General features: G+C 67.1%; 14 protein-coding genes. 10 read left to right on the forward strand and 4 right to left on the reverse strand.

From position 1 onward, the window contains the following. Positions 1-33 precede the first annotated feature (33 nt). Positions 34-6,564: an RHS repeat-associated core domain-containing protein gene (locus tag Q2K21_RS30280; protein WP_310777319.1), complete on the reverse strand. Its 6,531-nt coding sequence runs from the start codon at positions 6,562-6,564 to the stop codon at positions 34-36. Between the two features lie 155 nt (positions 6,565-6,719). Then, positions 6,720-10,337 carry a laminin G domain-containing protein gene (locus Q2K21_RS30285; RefSeq protein ID WP_310781331.1) on the reverse strand — a complete coding sequence of 1,206 codons (3,618 nt, stop codon included), beginning with the start codon at positions 10,335-10,337 and terminating at the stop codon, positions 6,720-6,722. A 789-nt stretch (positions 10,338-11,126) separates the two neighbouring features. On the opposite strand from Q2K21_RS30285, the gene Q2K21_RS30290 reads away from it, so the two are divergent. Next, positions 11,127-11,567 carry a DUF6086 family protein gene (locus Q2K21_RS30290; protein ID WP_310777322.1) on the forward strand — a complete coding sequence of 147 codons (441 nt, stop codon included), beginning with the start codon at positions 11,127-11,129 and terminating at the stop codon, positions 11,565-11,567. Between the two features lie 235 nt (positions 11,568-11,802). Here Q2K21_RS30290 and Q2K21_RS30295 read toward each other — a convergent pair whose 3' ends face one another. Then, entirely contained in the window at positions 11,803-12,012 is a 210-nt protein-coding gene (locus Q2K21_RS30295; RefSeq protein ID WP_310777324.1) for a hypothetical protein, read from the reverse strand. 328 nt (positions 12,013-12,340) lie between these two features. Between Q2K21_RS30295 and Q2K21_RS30300 the strand changes: the two genes are divergently transcribed. From Q2K21_RS30300 to Q2K21_RS30330, 7 genes are all read left to right on the forward strand, one after another. After that, complete coding sequence (locus Q2K21_RS30300) at positions 12,341-13,390, forward strand: ABC transporter substrate-binding protein (protein WP_310777327.1); 1,050 nt, start codon at positions 12,341-12,343, stop codon at positions 13,388-13,390. 96 nt (positions 13,391-13,486) lie between these two features. Beyond that, positions 13,487-14,368 (forward strand): siderophore-interacting protein, encoded by an 882-nt coding sequence (locus Q2K21_RS30305; protein ID WP_310777330.1) that lies wholly within the window; start codon positions 13,487-13,489, stop codon positions 14,366-14,368. Positions 14,369-14,490: 122 nt separating this feature from the next. Continuing rightward, a complete protein-coding gene (gene desA / locus Q2K21_RS30310) occupies positions 14,491-15,933 on the forward strand; it encodes a lysine decarboxylase DesA (RefSeq protein WP_310777332.1) in 1,443 nt (480 codons plus the stop codon). Beyond that, positions 15,917-17,203 carry a lysine N(6)-hydroxylase/L-ornithine N(5)-oxygenase family protein gene (locus tag Q2K21_RS30315; RefSeq protein WP_310777336.1) on the forward strand — a complete coding sequence of 429 codons (1,287 nt, stop codon included), beginning with the start codon at positions 15,917-15,919 and terminating at the stop codon, positions 17,201-17,203. Before desA ends, Q2K21_RS30315 begins: the two co-directional genes overlap by 17 nt. Continuing rightward, the gene (locus tag Q2K21_RS30320; RefSeq protein ID WP_310777339.1) at positions 17,200-17,757 is read left to right on the forward strand and encodes a GNAT family N-acetyltransferase; all 558 of its coding nucleotides are present in this window, start codon (positions 17,200-17,202) and stop codon (positions 17,755-17,757) included. The genes Q2K21_RS30315 and Q2K21_RS30320 overlap by 4 nt, the downstream gene beginning before the upstream one ends. Further along, entirely contained in the window at positions 17,754-19,562 is a 1,809-nt protein-coding gene (locus Q2K21_RS30325; protein WP_310777342.1) for an IucA/IucC family protein, read from the forward strand. The genes Q2K21_RS30320 and Q2K21_RS30325 overlap by 4 nt, the downstream gene beginning before the upstream one ends. 115 nt (positions 19,563-19,677) lie before the next feature. Next, positions 19,678-20,562, forward strand: coding sequence for a DUF4429 domain-containing protein (locus tag Q2K21_RS30330; RefSeq protein WP_310777344.1), 885 nt, complete (start codon positions 19,678-19,680; stop codon positions 20,560-20,562). Between the two features lie 50 nt (positions 20,563-20,612). On the opposite strand, the gene Q2K21_RS30335 is transcribed toward Q2K21_RS30330, so the two are convergent. Beyond that, a complete protein-coding gene (locus Q2K21_RS30335) occupies positions 20,613-22,178 on the reverse strand; it encodes a purple acid phosphatase family protein (protein WP_310781332.1) in 1,566 nt (521 codons plus the stop codon). 164 nt (positions 22,179-22,342) lie between these two features. Between Q2K21_RS30335 and Q2K21_RS30340 the strand changes: the two genes are divergently transcribed. Then, positions 22,343-22,600 (forward strand): hypothetical protein, encoded by a 258-nt coding sequence (locus tag Q2K21_RS30340; protein WP_310777348.1) that lies wholly within the window; start codon positions 22,343-22,345, stop codon positions 22,598-22,600. 54 nt (positions 22,601-22,654) lie between these two features. Beyond that, a complete protein-coding gene (gene glmS / locus Q2K21_RS30345; protein ID WP_310777351.1) occupies positions 22,655-24,472 on the forward strand; it encodes a glutamine--fructose-6-phosphate transaminase (isomerizing) in 1,818 nt (605 codons plus the stop codon). Positions 24,473-24,610: the final 138 nt, after the last annotated feature.

Consider the following 24,610-nt stretch of genomic DNA (forward strand, 5'->3'; position numbering starts at 1 on the left):
GACTGCCCTCATTTGGGCCGGAGCGAAGACCCGCTAAGGCGAGTCGAAAAGCTCCTTAATAGCCTTATTCAACGCCGCATTACTTGCCTCCCTGTCCACACCATTCCAACGGTAACTCCATGTGACATTCATGTCTTTGACGAGCTTTTGACACTTCCTCGCGCAAGGCTCGCGCTCGGAGTAGAGATCAACGATCTTTCGACCTCCCGCCTGCCGAATCAGGTCTTCTTCTGTATGGGTTCCGCTAGCTGATCGACCGACAAGAATGGTGCCGTCCTCTAGGCGGGCAGCCCCGTAGTTCCCGTTTTTCCTCTTATCGATGAGCCTCTGGAGCTGCACAGACCTGCTCAGGTCGGTACTTCCATATTCAACTTGGGTGGATGAGCCGCTTCCTTCACCGCTCGCTGCACCGTCCGCTTCACGAAACGCCCGACCGAGTTTATCCGAACCGGAATCAATCATCGGCTTGCCGGTGACGATGAGCCCTGTCCCGCCAGCAACGGAGGGAACGCCCACCTCACACAGGACGCCTACTGCGCATTCGACGACTCCGGAGGCGAGGAGGACTCCCCCTCCGGCTTCACTGATCGCACCACCGATCGTCTGGAGAAGCCCGGACCAGAAGTCGCTGTTCTGCACAAGGCTGGACAGGTAGTTGCCCCCACTGGTGCTTGAGTCTTCGGGGCCGGTGACGGGCTTGCAGACCTCGGCAGGGCCGACTCCTGAGCACGAATAGCGGGTGTCGGAGGCACTGCTCGTGTCTCCTGTACTGCTGGTGTGCGACGTGCCGTTATAGCTCTCGCCATTTTCCGCGTACTGCGTATTGGCTGACTTCTTCGGCTTGCCCGGAACGTGGCCGGGGGTGGTGTTCTCGTAGCCGGGTCCAGGGCGGGTCGGGCAGGAGCCATCGTTGCACAGGCCGGTCGGGTCAGAACTGGTGACCGGTGTGTTGTCCGCGTAGGAGTAGCCATTCAGCGACTGCGGCGCGTCCGGAGCCAGTAGCGGGTCAACGCTGAGGAACTGGCCGATCGACGGGTCGTATTCGCGGGCTCCCACGTGCGTCAGGCCGGTCGAGCCGTCGGCCGGCTTGCCCAAGAAGGCCTTGTCGTCGGGCCAGTTGGCCGCTTTCGTGCCGCGCGATACTCCGAACGGCGTGCTGTAGCGCTTGGTGACCGCGTACGTACTGGCATCCAGGGACACACTCGACGTGCCGTGGTGATCCGCGGCCAGGAAGCTGAGCTTCGTGCCCGCCGTACCCGAGACCGCAGTGCGCACGGCGATGGTCTGGCCGTTCGCTGTGTAGTAGCGGGTACCCGACAGCGTCTTCGTCGTTCCCTTGACCGTGAGCCGGACCTCGTTGCCACCGCCCAGGTAGAGGACCGTGTCGCCGTCAGCCTTGGCGCGGCGGATCAGCAGCTCGCCGTTCGCGTCGTAGAGGTAGCTGGTCTCCTTCGTGCCTTCCGTGAGCCCTGCCAGCTTGCCCTCGGTGTTCCAGGCCAGCGTCTGCTGGGCCGTGGGGCCGGGGCGCGAAGTGGTGTTACCGGTGCTGTCGTAGACGTAACTGGCGGTCGTGGCGCCCGTCGTGTTGTCCAGCGTGTGGGGCTTGTTGTCCGATGTGGCGTCGTAGGTGTACGTAGTGGTCTTGTCACCCGAGGACGTGTGCTGCTTCTCCGTCTTGCGTTGGCCGCCGTCGGTGTAGGTGTACGACGTCCAGTACGGCGCCGCGCCGTCAATGTTGGACACCGTGCGACCGGAGGCCGCGCAGTCCGCGTTCTTCGGGGTCCAGGCCTCGGTCATGCGGCTGTAGCCGTCGTAGGCAAAGCACTGGAAGTCGGCCTTGGTCGTGCCGCCCTGGGTAGTGGCGTCGAAGATCGAGGTGACGTTGCCCGCGTCGTCCTGGGTGAACTTCAGCTCCTGCGGCATGTAGCCGTGGACGTCGTCGGTGACGTAGGAGCGGGTGAGGCGGCGGGTGCCTGCCTCGTAGTCCCAGTTGAGGTACGCCTTCTTCGCCGAGGACGCCCCGTCCATGCCCAGGGTGAGCTGACGCAGGTCGCCCTGCGGGGAGAACCCGGCCCCCTGCAGGTAGCCGGTCGTGCCTGTTGAGCTGATCTGATGGCCAGTGGCGTCGTACTTGTAGGACACCGTCTCGGCAGGCAGGCCACCCACTGCCGGGGAGGTGTACTGACTGATGGTGCCGTCAGCGTTGTATCCCGTGGTGAACGAGAGTTTGCTGGGCACGCCGGCGGTGACCAACGGGTCGCTGTCGTCGCCGTCGGGCAGGATCAGCTGGCTGCCGGTGACCTGGTAGAGGTTGTCGTAGGCGGTGACCTTCTGGGTGTAGGCCTTGCCGGGCACACCGCCGTCGTAGCGGACCGAGGTGTCCAGCTGCCCCTTGGCCAGGGAGTCGAATGTCCAGGCCGCGAGCTTGTTGGCGTCCGTCTTGTCGGTCTGCCACATGCCGGTCTTGCGGCCGAGGACGTCGTACTCGTAGAGGAGCGTGTTGTTCTTTGCGTTGGCGTTGGTGGTCTTCGTGACCTGATCGAGAGCGTTGTATTCAGTCGTCGCACGGCCCTTGTCCGGGTCGACGGCCGCGGTTTGGCGCCCGAACAGGTCATATTCGTAGGACCATTTGGTCTTGTCGGGGCCGGTGATCGTCAGCTGCTGTCCGGCCGGGGTGTAGGTGTAGCCGGTCGTCGTGTACTGGGTGCCGGTCGGTTGGGGGCCGGCATACTCGCGACGCTCGGTGGTCTGTCCCAGGGCGTTGGTCACCACCGCGGTGGCCTGGCCACCCGTCGGCGCGGTGGTTGCGACCGTGTCACCGTTGTAGGTGGTGTCGGTCGTCCAGCGGGTCACCCCGTAAACCTTGGTGACCGCCTTCACCGGGCGTTCGGCACCGTCATAGGTGGTGTCCGTCTGGATCGGAGCCTGGCCTTCGGAGGTTTCCACGGCCTTCGCCGCCGGAACCGAGGTGCTGTCCCAGATGTCGGACTGCTGGCTGACTGCAAGCCCTCGGGTGTCGTAGAGGGTCAGGGTGATCAGTCGGCCGCCCTGAGGGGACGGCGACTGGGTCTGCCGGGTGCGCAGCAGCGAGTCGTAGAAGGTGTAGCTGGTGTTGTAGCCCGAGCCGTCACCCTTGAGGGTGCTGGTGGACACCCAGGACATCTCGGAGCTGGTGACCTTGTAGTTGTAGACGTAGTTCGGCGTCTTGCTCAGAACCTTGAGCCGATTGGGCAGCCATACGTTGATGGTGCGGCCGAGGCTGTCGTACTCGGACTCGGTGACCTTGTTGTTAGGGTCGGTCACCTTCAGCGTCGCGCCGGTGGCGAAGTCGACGTTGGTCGTCGTCTTGTACAGCTTGGCGTCCTCGACAACGGTCGACGTCAAGGGACCTGCTGCCACAGGCACATAGGTCGTCTTCGAAACCTGCAGATCGTTGGTGTCCTGGACGATGGCAGGACGACCAAGCGTGTCGTAGGTCGTCGTGGAGACCTTCTGCCACGTCGGGGCGTCGTCGCTGCCGTAGGACTTGGCCCGTCCGGTCCAGGTCGCCTCGCCCTTGGTGGGCTTCTGGGAAGGCGACCAGGCGGTGGCGGCCGGGGCGTCGTAGACCACGGCGGTGTCGGAGACGACGTCGCCAGGCTTGCTGGAGTCCGCGGGAAGGTCGAGCGCCGAGTCTGCGGTGGCGCAGGTCTTGGCGACTGTACGGGTGCGGGAGACAAGGGAGTTGATGCCCTTGTCGTCGTTGCGGGCGTACCACGTGCGGGTGCACTTCTCGTCGCCGCTGACCGCCTCGTCGCCCTGGTCCTCAACGGTTTCGGCCAAGCCGTAGTCGTCGTAGGTGGTCTTCACCGTGCGCACCCGGTCGTAGGGGGTGAGCTTGCTGGTGATGTTGGTGCGGGAGTGGGTGGCGCCTGTACGGACGTAGTACGCCTCGGTGTCCGCGTACGACTTGTGCTGGGTCGCCGTCCGCTTCGACCAGGGGTCGTTGACCGTTCCGGTGACCTCCGCGTCGCCGTTGTAGGTGACCGTCTCGCGCGTGAAGCCGGCGTACTGCTCGGAGTCGGTGATCTCGCCGGCCTTGATGCCCGAGACCTTCACCGTCTTGCGCGTGTCCGGGTCCAGGGTCTTCCCGTCCGCCTCCAGCACACGGTCACCGTTCATACCTCGCAGATAGACGGTGACGGTCTTGCTCTGGGGTTTTGACGATATGCCGGTGAGGTGGGTGACCTGGCCGTAACCGCGCCAAATGGACCAGGTGCGCTCCTTTGCGGGCGTCATCGGGTCCTCGTTGTAGTGCCAGGCACCGCCGCCGGTGTACTGGTACGTGTGCTGTACGGCTTCGGAGCCGCCTCGCGGGTCGGTGGTCGACACTGAGCTGACCGGGTACTTCTGGAACCAGTCCAGGACGGGGTCCTTCTCGCCGTTGGGCGACCAGTACACGGGGTAACAGCGCTTGGTGTTCTCGTCCAGCTTGGGCTTGGTTCCGCCGGCCGTGCAGTCGGCGTCCAGGTAGGTGACGATGGTCTGCGCGCCGGTCTCGGACGTGACCGTCTTCAGACGGGGCTTGTTGAGCGGCAGGATGTCATCAGCTGCGCCGTCGACCCGGCTGGGCAGCATGACGTGGCTGAACTTGACCGGGTCCAGGGAGAGGTCGGCGCCGCGCTTGCCGGTGTGCTTGATCTCGTCCAGCCACAGGGACTGGTCGGTGGAGTCACCCGTGTCGCCCGGGTCCAGATACAACTGCTTGAGCGACCAGACGTCGACGGCTTCGAAGGCGGGGGTCGAAGCCGCCGCGTTCCAGGCGTAGGTGGTGATCGTGGTCAGGCGCTTGCGTGTGAAGAACGTCGGACCGATGTTGCCGGTGCACTTGTCGTCGTTCTTGCAGATCGCGTCGAAGGGCACGTCCGGCCAGTTGTCGCGGGTGTCCTCGGTGAGCGAGTCGCAGCCGGTGCCGGAGGCCAGGCAGCGCTCCGCGTAGTCGAAGACCACCTTGTCGGAGGCGGCCGGGGAGCCGGAGAACAGGGCGCCGGCACGCTGCCCGTAGCGGATCTCCTTCAGGTAACCGCCGCGAACGTAGCCGGTCCCGGTGTTGTCGTCGCCGAGCTTGTCGTAGTTGTTCTGCTCGGCCGTGTACCAGTACGACATGGCGTTGCCGTGGGTGTCCTCGACGTAGTCGAGGTTCCACCGCCAGGCCTGCTTCTTGGCGCGGCCGGAGAAGGAGGTTCCGTCGGAGTAGCCGGGCTCGCCCTCGTCGTCGCCGAAGACCGGAACGGTCCACACCGACTGGGTGCGCTCGTCGGTTGCCGCGCCGTCGAGCTTGTTCAGTCCAAAGACGTATTTGGTGCCGTCACCGGTGACGATGGTCCAGTACTCGCCATTGTCGTCGTCGTTTTCCGCGTCGGTGCCGCGGGTGACGGTGGAGGCGTCGTCGTCCTTCAGGTGCCACTTGCCGGTGGTGTCGTCTTTGACCAGCTCAGAGGCTTTGCCGTTGAGGACGAGCGAGGCGTTGTCATACTTCCAGCACAGGTCGTACTTGCCGTCCTGGCCGTCATCGTCGCACGAGCCATACTTGCGCTCGATGTACGACGAGGTCAGGTCGAAACCCTCGCCGATCTGGCTGCCCTGGTTGTTGGTGTTCGCGGTGCGGCCGTCGACGGCGCCGGAGTCGTAGGAGATCGCCAGATCCGGCTGGGGGCCTGCCGCGGCCGGCGGCACCCGCAGCGGGTACGACCAGGTGAACGAACCGGATGAACCACCGGCCTCCCAGGTGGACGAAGCGGACAGAGGCGTCGCCTTGTAGTCGCCGGCGCCGGATTTCGTTCCGGCGGCCAGCGCCAACATCATCGGCCGGCTACTGGAAGCCAGGGTCAGCGGCGCCGCGATACGGTCCTGGGCACGGTTGTTGGTCGAGTCCAGTTCGGTGCGCGTGCGGCAGGTGGCCTGGGTCGGGTGGTCCAGGGCGCAGTCGGGTAGCCGGAACAAGCGCAGACGTCCGGCCCAGTCACCGCCGTAGGCAGAGGCAAATGCCGAGTACCCGATGCTCAGACGAGTTTTGCCACCGCCTTTGGTGCCGACGACTTTCAGGATGACGCCCTTGACGCCGAGCTTGGCGGCCGTGTTCTGGTCCAGAACTTGCACGCTGACGGACTGAGCCGCCACACCCTTGCCGGGCGCAGTCAGCGTTATCGGCAGAGAGCCCGGGGATGCCTTGGCCGTGCCATTGGCAGGCATAGTCAGTGATGCTTTGCCAGCCTTCGGCCAAGTTATCTGCTGTTGCTGGTCATGGCGCGCCCGGGCGGCAGCTGCCTGGTCCGCCTCGGCGGCCTTCTTCACCACCGCAGCAGCCTGCTTGTTCGCCTTGGCCGTGAACGGGGTGACCTTGGCAGCGCGCGGATCCTTCAGCTCGGGCCTGCCGAGCGGATCGGGGGCCGAAGCGAAGGCAACGGGAGTGAGCAGGCCTGGCAGGAGGGCCAGACCGGTAGCTGCGGCGATGCGGCGGGACCAGCGTTTTCTGGTTCCGCCCCCGCGGCCTGCTGATGGCCCGGGTATGCCTAAAGAATTCATGGTGGGTTCTTCCTACGCGGCGCCAAGCCGTGTCCGGCCGGGCGCGTGCCTTGAGAAGGATGAAGAGGAGAGAAGGAAAAAGAGAGATACAGGGGTGCTGCTGCCGGGCCGCCCGCTCATGGAGCGGGCGGCCTACGACAGCCAGTGCCCCAATGTCAGATGTTGTCGGGAGTGCTCAGAACTTGGGATCGGACCTGGTCGGCAGTCATCGCTCCAGTCCAGATCCTCAGATCCTGCAGGCCGCCGAGCAGGTAGTTGCCCGTGCTGCCGGCTGTGGTGCCCCGGCCCAGGCTGAGTTCGCCGCTGCCCTGCTGCGGGGCCGTGAATCCGGCCGTGTCATCGGCTGACTGGTCGTACTCGCCGACATACAGGTGAAGCTTGCCGTAGCGAGTCTCGGACCTGGAGCCGTCGGCAGGATCGGTCCACTCCCAGGACTCCTGCGCGTCGAAGACACCCGTGATATCCACCCACGTACCCAGCTCGGCTGCGTCTGCGGCGGGTACTTCCGCGCTCTCGGTGACCTTGCCGTCCGAGCCCACCGCGGTGCGGGTGAACTTCCATTGATAGACGTCGTCCGCAGGCTTGACCACCCACAGCGCCCAGGACGACTCCCCGCTCATCCGCTGTGCCGCAACCTGAGCCTTGTAGCCGACCGGTTTGGCCTTCAGTTGCAGCTCGTCCAAGCGGACCTTGGCCGACACCGTGAAGGACCCGGTCTCGTCGACCACCGGTCCCGTGGCGGCGGCGTACCCGGACGTCCCGTCCAGGTACAAGGCGTTGTCGTCCTCGTTCAGCTTGGCTCCGGAGGCCGACAGCTTCATCGACGTCAGCGGGTAAGCCGTGCCTTCTGCGATCTCGGTGCCCTTGGCCGAGGTGGCGTCCCACTGGGCCACCAGTTCATTGGCGGGCACGCCATCTTTGCGGAGCTGGGCGTCGTCGGCGACTTGCTCCGGCGACAGGGCCTGCTGCCACACCGCGACCTCATCCAGCAAGCCGAAATAGTAGTTTCCGTATGTGCCGCCGCCCTTCGAGCGACCGAACTGCAGGCCGCCAGTGGCATTCCAGGGGGTGTAGGTGGACGCCTCCTTGGCCAGCACCACCGGCTGGCCCTGGGGCCGACCGTTGATGAACAGCTGAATGGTGTCGTTGGACGGATCCGTGTCGGGGAGGTTGTCATCGCCTTCCGTCTTGAACACGCCCGCCACGTGCGTCCACACATTCAGAGGCGGATTCTCCTGGTCCGCCAGCGAGCGGATGTAGGCCACGCTCTTTTGGTCCTTGTCCGCGCGACTGAAAATCCACTTTTTGTATGCGGCGGAGTAGTACAGCGCGAATGCGCTGCCGTCGGTTCCGGGTGCGGACACAATGACCCGGTTGGCGGAGGCGTTCGACAGCTGCACCCAGGCAGATACCGTGAAGGACTCGTTGGTGTTGAGCACGGCTGTTGCCGTCGCTGCGTAGCCGGTCTGCTGAGCAGGATCGGTGGTGTCGTCGTTCAAGCGCAGCGAATAGTCAGCATCGCCGCGACGGGCCCTGGTCGACCAGCCGGTTCCTGCGTCGCCGACCAGCGTCGCGTTGTGGCGAGTGCCTTCGGTGGCGGTGTCTTTGGCCGTCATCAGGCCCGAGCCGGGAGCGCCGTCGTCGAAGTGCCAACGGCCCACCGCGCCCTTAGCCGGCGCCACCTTGAAGGTGAACTCCTGGGGTGTGCCCCACCGGTTGTAGACGTCCTTGGCCCGCACCGACAGCACCTGCGTGCCCGACAGCGGCGGGGTCACATCGTTGACCGTGACCGCGAGACCGCCCGTAACCTTCTTGGCGGAAGTAGTCAGCAACTTCCACTCGTAGGCGGTGACGTCGGTGTGGCCGCTGGAGTCGATGTCTGCGGTGTTGGGCCAGAAGGTGAAGGAGCCAGGGACACCCGGCCCGCCCTTGCCCTCACACACCGTGGCGCACTCGGTGTAAGGAGAGCCTGCGGTGATCCGCGGCGCTTTCGGCGCCGTCGAGTCAATTTTGAAGTAACACCAGCCGCTGTAAGAGGACCACAGGTCCCCGCTCTTGCCGTCGTAGGCCCAGTGCGACTGCGTCCGCGCCTTATAGCGGTAGAGGCCCCTGTCCGCACGGTCGCTGGTGCGCATCTTCTCCAGCGTGCCATCGGGATGCCAGCCCGTGTCGGGCATGTACCCACTCCACACCTGGTGCCAGGCGGCATCGTCACCGCGCTCGACCACGTACTCAGCCTGCAGGGAGCCCTCTTCAGCGCCCTGATGGGACTCCACCAGCGTCTGCACGCTGGCCTGCACTATCGGGTCCGTGCGGGTGACGATCAGCGGGTCGGTGGCCGACTTCTTGCAATAGGCAGTAGTGCCGTTGCCTGGGATGATGCCGACGCTTGTGGGCACACCGGGCTTGTAGGCAAAGACGACCTGCAACTCGGCGTTGTCGTCGAACCGCTTCCAGGCCCGCGGGTCGCTCTCGTCCTTGGCCCGCAGCATCAACGTCAAACGGCTGATCTTGCCGTCCGCGAACGAGCGGACGGTGCTCTTCAGATTCTCGTCCGGCTCCTCGGGATTGTCGTTGAACTCGATCCACTTGTCGGGCTGGTCCGGGCTGCACAGATCACCACGGCCGGCCGAGATGTAACGGTCGCCCATCTGGTCCAGCTGAGCGGGACCAGGCCACCGGGTGCCCTCAGAGATGTTGTCGGTGCGCTCCAGATCCACCCAGTGCGGATCACAGTTGAACGACCACGTCTCACGGGCTCGGAAGGTCGCATCCAGCACGTACTTGCCCGCCAGCTTGGTGGGCGCGAACTCGAAGTACATGCGGTCCACGTAGCCGCCGCCGCAGGTGTAGCCGTCCGCGGTGCCGCATTTGCCGACACCCTTGTCCCCGTCGAACATCCAGAACTTGTCGCCGTCGGAGGAGATCTTCGTACGTTCCGAGGCGCCCAGGCCAACCGACGGGTCGATGAAGACCGGGTAGACGGTGTCCTTACCACGCAGCAGATCCAGATCCGGGTGCACCGCGACGGTGCCGACGTCCACCTTCACCGGCAGCACCGCGGTGGCATCACCCTCCCCGGGCTGTGACGGATCATCCTGCGACTGCCCCTCCGCGGCCTTCGCGGCGTTGGCCCTCATCAACTGGGTCTGAGTGCCTGATTCGCCGTCACCGGCCGAATCCCACATCTGCCCCGCAGGCCCACGGAAGACGGCGTTGCCGTCCTCGTCGATTGCCCGCAGGCCACCACCAGCGCCCGGCACCACGGACAGCCCGTGCCCGGACGCAGTCAGCTTGACCTGCTCCAACGCAGGGTTCTGGGCCGCCTCCGGCGTTTTGACCACCAGCACCTCGCGGTAGCCCTCAGCCGTAGCCGTCAGCTGCAGGTCCACCCCGTCGAACACACCTGCGTAAGTGGCCGTTGCACCACTCAGCGTCGGCTCCGGCAACGCATCGGCCCACCCCAATGTGACCGAACGGCCATCCTTGGCAAGGCGGATCATGTCCGCGCCCGAACCACCACCTGCGAACGACAGATCGACCACCGCACCCTTTGGAGCGATCCGCCCGTCCGGCCTCCGCTCCAAAACGGGATCGACCTGGCCCCAATCACCGTCCTGCTGTTTCACACGCTGAGGCGTCGTGGACTGCGTCAACGTGAATGAGCCATCCGGGTTGGCCCGGGTCGTGGAGTACTCGGTGCGATCCGCCGTCACCTCCACGGGCTCGCCCGAAGCCTGAGCTTGCGCCGAGGCCGTCGCCTCATCCACCACGCCGGACCCCGCCTTGTCGGCTACCGAGGTCGACGCGACCGCCGCCGCCGGAAGTACGGGCAGTAACGACAACACCAGCGACGCGGCCACACCCCCCAATAACCCACCGCGCGTTCTTCGCACCCTCCGCACAGGTGTCACAACACCCCACTCTGGCTTCACGACTTCCCCCACATATGGATCTTGTAAAGGTCCGGGAAAGTCAAGGCCTCGCCACCCGGCACAGTCAATCGGGTGTGACACAGCACACACATAGAGATCCGAATCGACCCTGAGCTGCACATATAGATCCAGCCACATTCACAATGCAGGTAAAACCTGCATATCAGAGTGCAAGACCGCCATTCGACACATTTGCTGTCAACCTCGAGGGGATCGAAACAGCTTCGCCGACTCGGTGGCTCGCCAGCGAAGAACTCAGCCGCCGACGGGGCACGACGTACGACACGGCCAATGACGGCTGACTGGAGCCGCCCCACCTGCGTAGGCTGCTCGTCGTTACCGCCGCCCCCGCCACTGACCGGGACGCCGGGCGCCTGCTCACCGAAGCTCCGGGCGCGCTCCGCGAGTCGATCGATGGACACAGGAGACCGCTCCGGCAACAGGGCGGCGGCCCTGGCCAGATCGTAGGGCCGAGACATACGGCCCCTCCCCGCCGCCATAACCTCCTTCTCACGGCCCCCAGCCGCCCTCCTCAGTCACCCCCGGTCGGCCAGGACGAATTCCCACGACGGCGACGACCCCGGCTGGTTACGCTGGCCCGCCGCCAGAAACCGGGAAGGTGCCGCCATGAGCCAGTACTTCGACATGGGCGACGAGACCCTGTGGAACCCGTCCAACGGGGCGTCCCGCTTGTTCCTGCGCCAACTGGCGGTCTTCGAGGCGGAGCTGGGACTCTCGTCGGGTATCGGGCCGATGGAGAGCGACGAGTGCCAGATCGAGCGGGACTCCTTTGAGCTCTTCGTCAACGCCCTGTTGGCGCGGCACCGCAGAACGAGTCACGGGATCGTGCTGGCCCTCTCCGAAGGCTTCATCGCGACGGTGCTGGTGCTCGCGGAGCGCGCCGGGATCACGGTGGACTGGGCACTGCTCGGCGCCACTCCGGACGGCGCGCTCCAGGATGTGCAGGTCTCGACCCTTACGGGGATGTCCACCCCGCCGGAGGGTGAGACCTGGGCGTCACGGCTGCAAGAAAGGTCATGGGAGCTGGGACGCTTCATGGCCCGTTGACAAGGCGTCGGCTGCTGCCGCGCTCGGGTGCGCCGGGAAACATGAAAAAGCCTTCCTCCCCGACACCTCGGGGAGGAAGGCTATTTGAGCGCCGGGCAGGCCTTGCACCTGCATCTTCCCGCAGGAAGCGGGACGTCTTTCCTTGGACCACCAACGCCTGGCCGACCAGGAGGACCTGGCCGCGATCTCAAGATCGACTCTAGCCCATTCGCCTCCATGGACACAACCCTGGAGATCAGAGAAGTGGCCGCCCGGGCGGCAGTGCGGGGCCGCTGGAAGCACTGAGGTACCCCTGCGCCGTCACGGGATAGGCGGGAGCGGCAGGCAACGGGCCCACCACCCGGGACAGGTCCCTGAGTATCCGCTCGGCCTCACCGCGCACCTGGGCGGGAACGTCGCCGCGTTCCTTGATGAGCTGTTGGTAGATCGGAGCATCCTGAAACACGTACAAGGCCTTCTGTCGGTGGTGTCGCTGCGAGCTCGGAAGCGAGTGCCGAGTGTACGGCGCGTGCCAAGTCGTCCGACGGCGGAACGGGGGCGGTTGCGGGTGCACCGCAGCACGGTGGGAGTCACGCCGGGAGCAGTGCGCCGGCACGGAGAGCATCCGCGAGCAGACGGCGATGCAGCTCGGACGGTTTCGTGCGGCGCCGGGGCGACGAAGTTCAGTCAGATCTTCGGATTCGCCCGCCTCCTGGACAAGTAGTGAGGTTAGGCTAACCTACCTTCGAACTCGCCCGGCGGACCTCCGCCCCGTTCGAAGGCAGACCACACTCATGTCCAACGCCCGTGCCACCCGTCTCACCCGCCGCGGCATCCTCGCCGCCGGTGGCGCCCTCGGCCTCGGTGCCGTGCTCGCAGCCTGCGGTGACGACAAGGCGAAAAGCGGCGACACGGACAGCAAGGCGACGGCCGCCAAGTCCGGGCCCTGGACCTTCAAGGACGACCGCGGTCAGACCGCGAAGGCGGACAAGGCCCCGTCGAGCATCGTCGCGTTCGTGGGCGTCGCCGCCGCGCTGCACGACTACGGCGTCGACGTGAAGGGCGTCTTCGGACCGACGAAGACCAAGGACGGCAAGGCTGACGTCCAGGCCGGCGACCTCGACGTCAGCAAGGTCACGATCCTCGGCAACGAGTGGGGCCAGTTCAACATCGAGAAGTACGCGGCCCTCGCCCCCGACCTGCTCGTCACCACGATGTTCGACGACGCCGGCACCCTCTGGTACGTGCCCGACGAGTCCAAGAAGAAGATCCTCGCGCTCGGTGCCCCGAGCGTCGGCATCTCCGTCTACGACCGCCAGATGACCGAGCCGCTGCAGCGCATGCTGGAGCTCGCGAAGTCCCTCGGCGCGGACACCGCCGCCGCGAAGGTCACCGCGGCGAAGAAGCGGTTCGAGGACGCGGCCGCCCGGCTGCGCGCGGCCACCAAGGCCAACCCCGGCATCAAGGTGCTGGCGGGCTCCGCGAGCCAGGACGTCTTCTACGTCTCCGGCTCCAACCTCTCCATCGACCTGGAGTACTTCAAGGCGCTCGGCGTGAACTTCGTCGAGCCCTCCCCCGCCGTCCTGAAGGCGAGCGGCGGCTGGTTCGAGAACCTGAGCTGGGAGAACGTCGACAAGTACAAGGCCGACGTCATCATGATGGACAACCGCACCTCGGCCATCCAGCCCGCCGACATCACCGAGGCGACCTGGAAGAAGCTCCCCGCGGTCAAGGCGGGCCAGGTCATCGCCCGCAACCCCGAGCCCATCCTGTCGTACGACAAGTGCGCCCCGCTGCTCGAGGACCTCGCGAAGGCGATCGAGACGGCGAAGAAGGTCAGCTGACACACCACCCCGTGACCGGCAGGCCACAGGCCAACAGGCCCCAGGTACCAGGCCACGCTCCCACAACAGCCCCCTGACGACGACTCAGGAGCACATATGACGACGGCCGCAGCCGCCCCGTTCCGTTTCTTCTCCCTCCAGGTCGTACGGACGAGGCGGCTCGGTCCGTCTCTCGTCCGGGTCACCTTCGCGGGGGACGACCTGCGCGCGTTCCACTCCGACGGGCGCGACCAGAGCCTCTCCCTCTTCCTGCCGCACCCCGGCCAGACCGAGCCCGCCGTCCCGATCGAGCGGGGCGACGGCTGGTGGCAGGCCTGGCGCGAACTCCCCGACGACGTACGGGCGGTGATGCGCTCGTACACACTCCGGGCCCTGCGCCGCGACCCCGACGAGATCGACATCGACTTCGTGCTGCACGGCGTGGAGCCGGGTGCGATCGCCCCGGCGGGCCCGGCCTCACGCTGGGCCTCCCGCGCAGCCGCCGGTGATCGCGTCGTCCTGCTCGGCCCGGCGATCGCGGACAACCGGGCGATCCGCTTCCGCCCGCCCGAGGACACCGACCTGGTGGTCATCTGGGCCGACGAGACCGCCGTGCCCGCCGCCTCCGCGATCCTCGAACGCCTGCCCGCGACCACGCGGGTCCGTGCCTGGCTGGAGGTCGGGCACGCCGACGACATCCAGGACCTGGTGACCGAGGCCGACACCGACGCCGAGATCACCTGGCTCGTGCGCGGCGAGGTCCCCCACTGCCTTGAGGGCGTGGGAGGTGCCCCCATCCCCATGGCCCTCGCCGCACCGTGGGAGGACCGGCTGCCGGACGCGCGCGCCCCGTACGTCTGGATCGCGGGCGAGTCCGGGCGGGTGAAGGAGCTGCGCCGGCACTTCGTCGGCAAGCGCGGCATCGACCGCCGCCGCATCACCTTCGTCGGCTACTGGCGGCACGGGTTGAGCGAGGAGCAACTGCGCGAACAGGAGTGACGCCGGTCACGGGAGGGGCAGGAATAAGGCCGTTCAACTTAGGTTAGGCTTACCTAAGTTGAACCGGGCGACTCCGCCCCTCTCCTGCCCCGCACGGACTGTCCCCACCGGAGGACCCCCACATGCGCTCGCACCTGCTCAATGACCTCACCGCGGAGCACTACCGCCGCTCCGTGACCGAAGGAGTCGAGCGGGTGGCCGCCAAAATCGCCGCCACCGACCGTCCGTTCACCGGCGTCACGGTCGACGCCCTCGCGCCCCGCATCGAGCAGATCGACCTGGACCGCCCGCTGCACGACACGACCGCGGCCCTGGACGAACTGGAGGAGGTCTACCTCCGGGACGCGATCTACTTCCACCACCCGCGCTATCTCGCCCACCTCAACTGCCCGGTCGTCATCCCGGCCGTGCTCGGCGAGGCCGTCCTGTCCGCCATCAACTCCTCGCTCGACACCTGGGACCAGTCGGCCGGCGGCACCCTCATCGAACGCAAGCTCATCGACTGGACGGCCGCCCGCATCGGCTTCGGCGCCGGCGCCGACGGCGTGTTCACCAGCGGCGGCACCCAGTCCAACCTCCAGGCGCTGATGCTGGCCCGTGCGGAAGCGAAGGCCGATTCCCTCGCCGAACTGCGCGTCTTCGCCTCCGAGGTCAGCCACTTCAGCGTGAAGAAATCCGCGAAGCTCCTCGGCCTGGGCCAGGACGCCGTCGTGTCGATCCCCATCGACAACGACAAGCGCATGCAGACCCTCGCGCTCGCCCATGAGCTGGAGCGCTGCAAGAAGGACGGCCTGATCCCCATGGCCGTCGTCGCCACCGCCGGCACCACCGACTTCGGCTCCATCGACCCGCTCCCCGAGATCGCCGAACTGTGCGCCCAGTACGGCGCCTGGCTGCACGTGGACGCGGCCTACGGCTGCGGACTGCTCGCCTCCGTCAAGTACCGGGACCGCCTCACCGGCATCGAGCGCGCCGACTCCGTCACCGTCGACTACCACAAGTCCTTCTTCCAGCCGGTGAGTTCCTCCGCCGTACTGGTCCGGGACGCCGCCACCCTGCGCCACGTGACCTACCACGCGGACTACCTCAACCCGCGCCGCATGGTCCAGGAGCGCGTCCCCAACCAGGTCGACAAGTCCCTCCAGACCACGCGCCGCTTCGATGCCCTCAAGCTGTGGATGACCCTGCGCGTCATGGGCGCCGACGGCATCGGACAGCTCTTCGACGAGGTGTGCGACCTGGCACAGGAGGGCTGGAAGCTGCTGGCCGCCGACCCCCGCTTCGACGTCGTCGTCGAGCCCCGGCTCTCCACCCTCGTCTTCCGCTGCATCCCGGCGCACGTCACCGACCCGGCCGAGATCGACCGGGCCAACCTGTACGCCCGCAAGGCCCTGTTCGCCTCCGGTGACGCCGTGGTCGCGGGCACCAAGGTAGACGGCCGCCACTACCTGAAGTTCACCCTGCTCAACCCCGAGACCACGACGGACGACATCGCCGCCGTACTCGACCTCATCGCCGGCCACGCCGAGCAGTACCTGGGAGAGTCCCTTGACCGCGCTTCCTGAAGCCACCGACAAGACGTACGACTTCGTGGGGATCGGGCTCGGCCCCTTCAACCTCGGCCTCGCCTGCCTCACCGAGCCGATCGCCGAACTCAACGGGGTCTTCCTGGAGTCGAAGCCCACCTTCGAGTGGCACTCCGGGATGTTCCTCGACGGCGCCCACCTCCAGACGCCGTTCATGTCGGACCTGGTCACCCTGGCCGACCCGACGTCCCCGTACTCCTTCCTCAACTACCTTAAGGAATCGGGCCGTCTGTACTCGTTCTACATCCGCGAGAACTTCTACCCGCTCCGCGTCGAGTACGACGACTACTGCCGCTGGGCCGCCTCGAAGCTGAGCAGCGTCCGCTTCGGCACGACGGTCACCGAGGTGACGTACGAGGACGAGGACGAGGTGTACGTCGTCCGGACCCGGTCCGGCGACACCTACCGCGCCCGCCGCCTGGTCCTCGGCACGGGCACGACCCCCTTCGTGCCCGAGTCGTGCGAGGGGCTGGGCGGGGACTTCCTCCACACCTCCCAGTACATGCACCGCAAGGCGGAGCTACAGGCGAAGAAGTCCATCACGATCGTCGGCAGCGGGCAGAGCGCCGCCGAGATCTATTACGAGCTGCTGTCCGAGATCGACGTCCACGGCTACCTGCTCAACTGGGTCACGCGCTCCCCGCGCTTCTTCCCGCTGGAGTACACCAAGCTGACGCTGGAGATGACGTCCCCGGACTACATCGACTACTTCCGCACGCTGCCCGAGGAGACCCGCTACCGGCTGGAGAAGCAGCAGAAGGGCCTGTTCAAGGGCATCAACTCGGATCTGATCGACTCGATCTTCGATCTGCTCTACCAGAAGAACGTCGGCGGCGGCCCGGTCCCCACCCGTCTGCTCACCAACTCCTCGCTCACCGGCGTGCGCCACGAGGACGGTCTCTACCGGCTCGCGTTCCACCAGGACGAGCAGGACAAGGACTTCGAGATCCGCACCGAGGGCCTGGTCCTGGCCACCGGCTACCACTACCGGCCCCCGGCCTTCCTCGACCCGATCCGCGACCGGCTCCGCTTCGACGGCCACGGCCGCTTCGACGTCACCCGCGACTACGCCATCGACACCACGGGCCGCGAGGTCTTCCTCCAGAACGGCGGCGTCCACACCCACTCGATCACCTCGCCCGACCTGGGCATGGGCCCGTACCGCAACAGCTGCATCATCCGCGAGCTGCTCGGCACGGAGTACTACCCGGTCGAGAAGACCATCGCCTTCCAGGAGTTCGCCGCATGAGCACGACCACCGGTGCCGTCGATGCCCTCGGCGTCTTCGCCTTCCGCCCGCTCGACCCCCTCCGGGACGCCGAACTCCTGCACGGCTGGGTCACGCATCCCAAGGCGGCCTTCTGGATGATGCAGGACGCCCAGCTGGAGGACGTCGAGCGCGCCTATATGGAGATCGCCGCCGACGAGCACCACCACGCGCTCCTCGGGCTGCACGACGGCATGCCCGCCTTCCTGATGGAGAAGTACGACCCGGCCCTGCGTGAGCTGGTCGGCCTGTACGAGCCGGAGCCCGGTGACGTCGGCATGCACTTCCTCGTCGCGCCCACCGAGACGCCCGTGCACGGCTTCACCCGCGCCGTCATCACCGCCGTGATGGCGCACCTCTTCGAGGACCCGGCCACCCAGCGGGTCGTCGTCGAGCCCGATGTGCGCAACACGGCCGTGCACGCCCTGAACGCCGCCGTCGGATTCGTGCCCGAGCGCGAGATCCGGAAGCCGGAGAAGACGGCACTGCTGAGTTTCTGCACCCGCGAGCAGTTCGAGAGGGCGGTGACGGCATGACCCTCGCCGACGCCGTCTCCCACCTCTCCTCCGAACGCTGGGAGCGCGCCAACCGCCTCCTCGTCCGCAAGGCCCTCGCCGAGTTCGCGCACGAACGGCTGATCACACCCGAGGCCCAGGACGTGGGCGAGGGCCAGGGCGAGGGCGAGGGCGAGGGCGACGATGTGTACGTCGTCCGCAGCGACGACGGGCTCACCCGCTACCGGTTCAGGGCCACCCTCCGCGCCCTCGACCACTGGGAGGTGGACCCCGACTCCATCACCCGCCACCGCGACGGCGACGAACTCCCGCTGGCCGCACTGGACTTCCTCATCGAGCTGAGGAGTTCGCTGGGCCTGAGCGACGAGGTGCTCCCGGTCTACCTGGAGGAGATCTCCTCCACCCTCTCCGGCACCTGCTACAAGCTCACCAAGCCGAAGGTCACCTCCGCCGAGCTGGCACGGAGCGGGTTCCAGGCCATCGAGACCGGGATGACCGAGGGCCACCCCTGCTTCGTCGCGAACAACGGGCGGCTCGGCTTCGGGATCCACGAGTACCTGTCGTACGCGCCCGAGACCGCGAGCCCCGTCCGGCTGGTGTGGCTGGCCGCGCACCGCACACGGGCGGCGTTCACGGCCGGTGCCGGGATCGAGTACGAGTCCTTCGTACGGGAGGAGCTGGGCGAGGCGACCGTCGAGCGCTTCCACGGGCAGCTCACCGAGCAGGGCCTGGACCCCGCCGACTACCTCCTCATCCCCGTCCACCCCTGGCAGTGGTGGAACAAGCTCACCGTCACCTTCGCCGCCGAGGTCGCGCGGCAGCACCTGGTCTGCCTGGGCGAGGGCGACGACGAGTACCTGGCGCAGCAGTCCATCCGGACCTTCTTCAACACCTCGCACCCCGAGAAGCACTATGTGAAGACGGCCCTGTCCGTCCTCAACATGGGCTTCATGCGAGGCCTGTCGGCCGCCTACATGGAGGCGACGCCGGCGATCAACGACTGGCTGGCCCAGATCATCGAGAACGACCCCGTGCTGAAGTCGACCGGCCTCACGATCATCCGCGAGCGGGCGGCCGTCGGCTACCGCCACCTGGAGTACGAGGCCGCCACCGACCGCTACTCCCCGTACCGCAAGATGCTCGCCGCCCTGTGGCGCGAGAGCCCGGTGCCCTCGCTCCAGGAGGGCGAGTCCCTGGCGACGATGGCCTCCCTCGCCCATGTCGACCACGAGGGCGCCTCCTTCGCCGGCGCGCTGATCGAACGGTCCGGGCTCGCCCCCACGCAGTGGCTGCGCCGCTACCTGCGGGCGTACCTCACGCCGCTGCTGCACAGCTTCTACGCCTACGACCTGGTGTTCATGCCGCACGGCGAGAACGTCATCCTCGTCCTGAAGGACGGCGTGGTGCAGCGTGCGATCTTCAAGGACATCGCCGAGGAGATCGCGGTCATGGACCCGGACGCGGTGCTGCCGCCGGAGGTCGCGCGGATCCGCGTCGAGGTCCCCGAGGACAAGAAGCTCCTGTCGATCTTCACGGACGTCTTCGACTGCTTCTTCCGTTTCGTCGCGGCGAACCTCGCCACCGAGGGGATCGTGGAGGAGGAGGACTTCTGGCGGACGGTCGCCGAGGTCGTCCACGAGTACCAGGACGCCAACCCGGAACTCGCCGACCGATTCCGGCAGTACGACATGTTCGCCCCGGAGTTCGCACTGTCCTGCCTCAACCGTCTCCAGCTGCGCGACAACCGGCAGATGGTGGACCTGGCGGATCCGTCGGGGGCGCTTCAGCTGGTCGGGACCCTGAAGAACCCGATCGCGGGGCTGTAGCCCCACGGGCTGCGGGCACCCCGGAGTACGGTCCTCCGGGGTGCCCGCCCGTCGTAACCGGCCCCCCGGGTCCGATGGACCACCCCTTCGCACAGCGGATGGAACAATCCCCCGTATGGCGGAAATCATCCAGAAGGACGGCACTTGGACCTTCGACGGTGACGCGCTGCGGCTGACCCCTGGGCGCGACAAGAACGTCGGTCTGCTCCGCAAGACCCTGGGCGAACTCACCATCCCGCTCCAGGGGTTGGCGGGCATATCGTTCGAGCAGGGCCGGAAGACCGGGCGGTTGAGGCTGCGGCTGCGCGACGGCGCCGACCCCCTGCTCCAGGCGACCGGCGGCCGGCTCGGCGAGTCCGACGACCCCTACCGGCTGACCGTCGAGTCCGACCGCTACGGCGTCGCCGAGTACGTGGCCGACGAGGTCCGCAACGCGCTCATGCTGGACCAGGTGCCCTCCGACCCGGTCGACGGCTATCTGCTGCCCGGCCCCTCCGTCCCGCTGTCCGCCTCCGCCGGGGACGGCACGGCGAGCTTCGACGGCGAGCACGTACGCCTGGAGTGGAACTGGAAGACGGAGGACGCGAAGGCGTCCGCGGGCGTTCGTTCGCTGGCCCTGGCCGACATCACCGCCGTGGAGTGGCAGCCGGCGGTCGGTCTGGAGAACGGCTATCTGCGCTTCACCGTGCGCGGCGCGGCGACCAAGGCGCCGCCGAAGTACGACCCCAACTCCGTGGAGCTGTGGGGTTTCAAAAAGGACCCGCTGATGGCGCTCGTCGCGGCGGCCGTGCAGGCCCGGCTGCCGCACCCGGCGGCGCCCGTGGACGAGGTACCGCCGGCCAAGCGGCTCGCCGGGCCCGCCCAGGGGACCGCGCCCGCCGAGGACGGCCACGACGCGCTGCTGCGCCGGCTGCGGGAGCTGGGCGAGCTGCACCGGACGGGTGTGCTGACGGGCGACGAGTTCGCCATGGCCAAGCAGGCGGTCCTCAAACGGATGTGAGGACCGCCTGTGCCGGCCTGTGGCCGGGGCCCAAGACCGCTGATTGATGCTTACTTGGCCTTGCGTGCCACCGTGAAGTGGTCGATCCGGTCACCGGTCTCGGCGATGCCCTGGACCTTCAGGGTGGTGTACCGGCCCTTCGGCGCGGGTGTGACGTCCACGCGCAGGAAGGAGTAGTTGAGGTAGCGGACCCGGGACCAGGTGACGGTCTCGTTCTGCTTGCCGTCCTTCAGGTTGATGAAGGAGGCGACGGAGTCGACCTCGTGCTCGTGCCCCTCGTACGAGTCCGGGGCGGTGAACGCGTACAGGCTGCGGCCCGCCGCACCCGCCGTCACGTACACCACGCCCTCCGTCTCGGGGTAGGCCGTGCCGCCGATCGGCAGCTTCTTGGTGACCTCGTTGCCCTTGATGACGTCCGTGCGCTCGTACTGGTGGTTGTGGCCGTTGATCACGAGGTCGACCTGGTACTTGTCGAACAGTGGCACCCACTCCTGGCGCACACCCCCCTCCGAGGCGTGCGCGGTGGAGGTGCAGTACGCACAGTGGTGGAAGAACACGATGATGAAGTCGATGTCCTTCGAGGCCCGGAACTTCTTCAGCTGGGCCTCGAACCACTTGGTCTGGGTACCGCCGGAGATACCGAGGTTGGCCGGGATCTCGAAGGAGACGTCGTTGGGGTCCAGCGAGACGATCGCCGTGTTGCCGTAGACGAAGGAGTAGACGCCCGGCAGGTTCTTCGCGTCCGGGCCGTTGTCCGGGAGGGTCCAGCGGGCTTCCTCGCCGCCGTAGCCGTTGGGCGAGTACCAGGCCTCCATGTCGTGGTTGCCGTAACTGACCATCCACGGGATCTGCTTGGCGACCGACTCGGTCTGGTAGAGGAACTGGTCCCAGGTGCGCGAGTCGAAGCCGGTGTCGGTGGTCTTTCCCGCACCGGACGGGTCGCCGTAGGCGATGTCGCCGGCGTGCAGATGGAAGGCCGGGTTCTGGCCGAGGATCAGGCTGTCGTTGGCCAGGGCGTGGTAGCTGACGCCCTGGTCGCCGAAGGCCGTGAAGGTGAACGGCGCCTTGTGGGCGGGGGCGGTGGTGAAGGTGCCCAGGGTGCCGAGCAGATGCGGGGAGGCCGGGTCGAAGCCCTCGTGGCCGACGCCGTAGTAGTACGTCCGGCCCGGGCGCAGGTGGGTGAGCTTGGCGTGCAGGTAGTACTGCGTGTGGTCGCCGCTCGCGCCGACGCCGGCCGGGGTGTAGAGGGCGCGGACCTCGGCCTCGATCTTGCGGGAGAGGTCCCAGGGGTGGGCGCCGATGCGGATGAAGGGCTTCTTGACCGCGACGGGAACCTGCCAGGAGACCGTCATCTCCGTGCGCGGGTCGCTGCCGTACGCCAGGTGGCGGCCGAAGGGGGCGACGAGGGCGCCGTCGACCGTCTCGACCGCGGGGGCCGTGCTCTGGGTCGGGACGGCGGCCTGAGCGGTGGCACCCGGTACGAACGCGCCACCGGCGACGGCGCCCAGAGTGACGGCACCGCCTCTGATCATCGTGCGCCGGGAGAATCTCGCGCGCAGGTATTCGTGCTGTTCAGCCATGCTCATGCGGGCCGCGAGCTTCTCGGGCACGCCCATGCGAGGTATGTCCATGCGCCAGAAGTTCCTCCGCGCAGACGACGTGGCGCAGGACACAGGATGGCCAGTTGTCAAACAGGACCCCATAAGAGTTTCAACAGCCGTCTGCCCGAAATCGGGCACGATTCTTGCGATTCCGGCGCTCTTACTTCAGGATCTACCGGGTGCACGACGAACTTGTAGATCATCTGACGCGGTCCACCGCCCTCAATCGGGGCGAGGCGCTGCGCGTGGTCCAGGACGTGCTCGCCTACTTCGACGAGACGACCGAGGAGTTCGTCCGTCGCCGCCACCGCGAGTTGCAGGCCCGGGGCCTGGTGAACGCGACGATCTTCGAACAGATCGAGGCGGACCTGAGGTACCGCGCGGTCGCTCCGCCCGAGCTTACGCTCCGGCAACTGCGCCGCATCGTCTACGGCTGAGCCGCGAGACAGCCACTTCATCACTACCGGGACAAAAGGGACTTAGGGACTTATATGTGCGGAATCGTCGGATACATCGGTAAGCGCGATGTGGCCCCGCTGCTGCTGGAGGGCCTGCAGCGGCTGGAGTACCGCGGCTACGACTCGGCGGGCATCGTCATCACGTCCCCGAAGACGGCCGGCCTGAAGATGGTCAAGGCCAAGGGCCGGGTCCGCGACCTGGAGGCCAAGGTCCCCGCGCGCTTCAAGGGCACCACCGGTATCGCCCACACCCGCTGGGCCACCCATGGCGCCCCCTCCGACGTGAACGCCCACCCGCACATGTCGGCCGACAACAAGGTCGCCGTCGTCCACAACGGCATCATCGACAACGCCTCCGACCTCCGGAAGAAGCTGGAGGCGGACGGCGTCGAGTTCCTCTCCGAGACCGACACCGAGGTCCTCACCCACCTCATCGCCCGCGCCCAGGCCGAGACCCTGGAGGAGAAGGTCCGCCAGGCGCTGCGGTCCGTCGAGGGCACCTACGGCATCGCCGTGATGCACGCCGACTTCACGGACCGCATCGTGGTGGCCCGCAACGGCTCGCCGGTCGTCCTCGGCATCGGCGAGAAGGAGATGTTCGTCGCCTCCGACGTCGCCGCGCTGGTCGCCCACACCCGCCAGATAGTGACGCTGGACGACGGCGAGATGGCGACGCTGAAGGCCGACGACTTCCGCACGTACACCACCGAGGGCACCCGTACGACGGCCGAGCCGACCACCGTGGAGTGGGAGGCCGAGTCCTACGACATGGGCGGCCACGACACGTACATGCACAAGGAGATCCACGAGCAGGCCGACGCCGTGGACCGCGTGCTGCGCGGCCGCATCGACGACCGGTTCTCCACCGTGCACCTGGGCGGCCTGAACCTGGACGCCCGTGAGGCGCGTGCCGTGCGCCGCGTGAAGATCCTCGGCTGCGGCACCTCGTACCACGCGGGCATGATCGGCGCCCAGATGATCGAGGAGCTGGCCCGTATCCCCGCGGACGCCGAGCCCGCCTCCGAGTTCCGCTACCGCAACGCGGTCGTCGACCCCGACACGCTGTACGTCGCGGTCTCCCAGTCCGGTGAGACGTACGACGTCCTCGCCGCCGTCCAGGAGCTGAAGCGCAAGGGCGCGCGGGTCCTTGGCATCGTCAACGTGGTCGGTTCGGCGATCGCACGCGAGGCGGACGGCGGCATGTACGTCCACGCGGGCCCCGAGGTGTGCGTGGTGTCCACCAAGTGCTTCACCAACACCACCGTCGCCTTCGCGCTGCTCGCGCTGCACCTCGGCCGCACCCGTGACCTGTCGGTGCGCGACGGCAAGCGGATCATCGAGGGCCTGCGGAAGCTGCCCGGACAGATCTCCGAGATCCTCAAGCAGGAGGAGGAGATCAAGAAGCTGTCGGAGCAGTTCGCGGACGCCCGCTCCATGCTCTTCATCGGGCGCGTGCGCGGCTACCCGGTGGCCCGCGAGGCCTCGCTGAAGCTGAAGGAGGTCTCGTACATCCACGCCGAGGCCTACCCCGCCTCCGAGCTCAAGCACGGCCCGCTGGCGCTCATCGAGCCCGCCCTGCCGACGGTCGCGATCGTGCCGGACGACGACCTGCTGGAGAAGAACCGCGCCGCCATGGAGGAGATCAAGGCCCGCAGCGGCAAGATCCTCGCCGTCGCCCACCAGGAGCAGGAGAAGGCCGACCACACGATTGTCGTGCCGAAGAACGAGGACGAGCTGGACCCGATCCTGATGGGCATTCCGCTCCAGCTCCTCGCGTACCACACGGCGTTGGCGCTGGGCCGGGACATCGACAAGCCGCGCAACCTGGCGAAGTCGGTGACGGTGGAGTAAGTCCGCCCGTCCTACGGGCAGTTGCCCACTGCCCTACGGGCAGTTGCCCTTGGCCGAACATGAACGACCCCCTGTGTGCCACCCGCACAGGGGGTCGCTCCTTTCAGGGACCGGGGCCGCCCTCCCCCAAGTTCTCGA

The organism is Streptomyces sp. CGMCC 4.7035 (assembly GCF_031583065.1).
GTDB classification, from domain to species: domain Bacteria; phylum Actinomycetota; class Actinomycetes; order Streptomycetales; family Streptomycetaceae; genus Streptomyces; species Streptomyces yaanensis.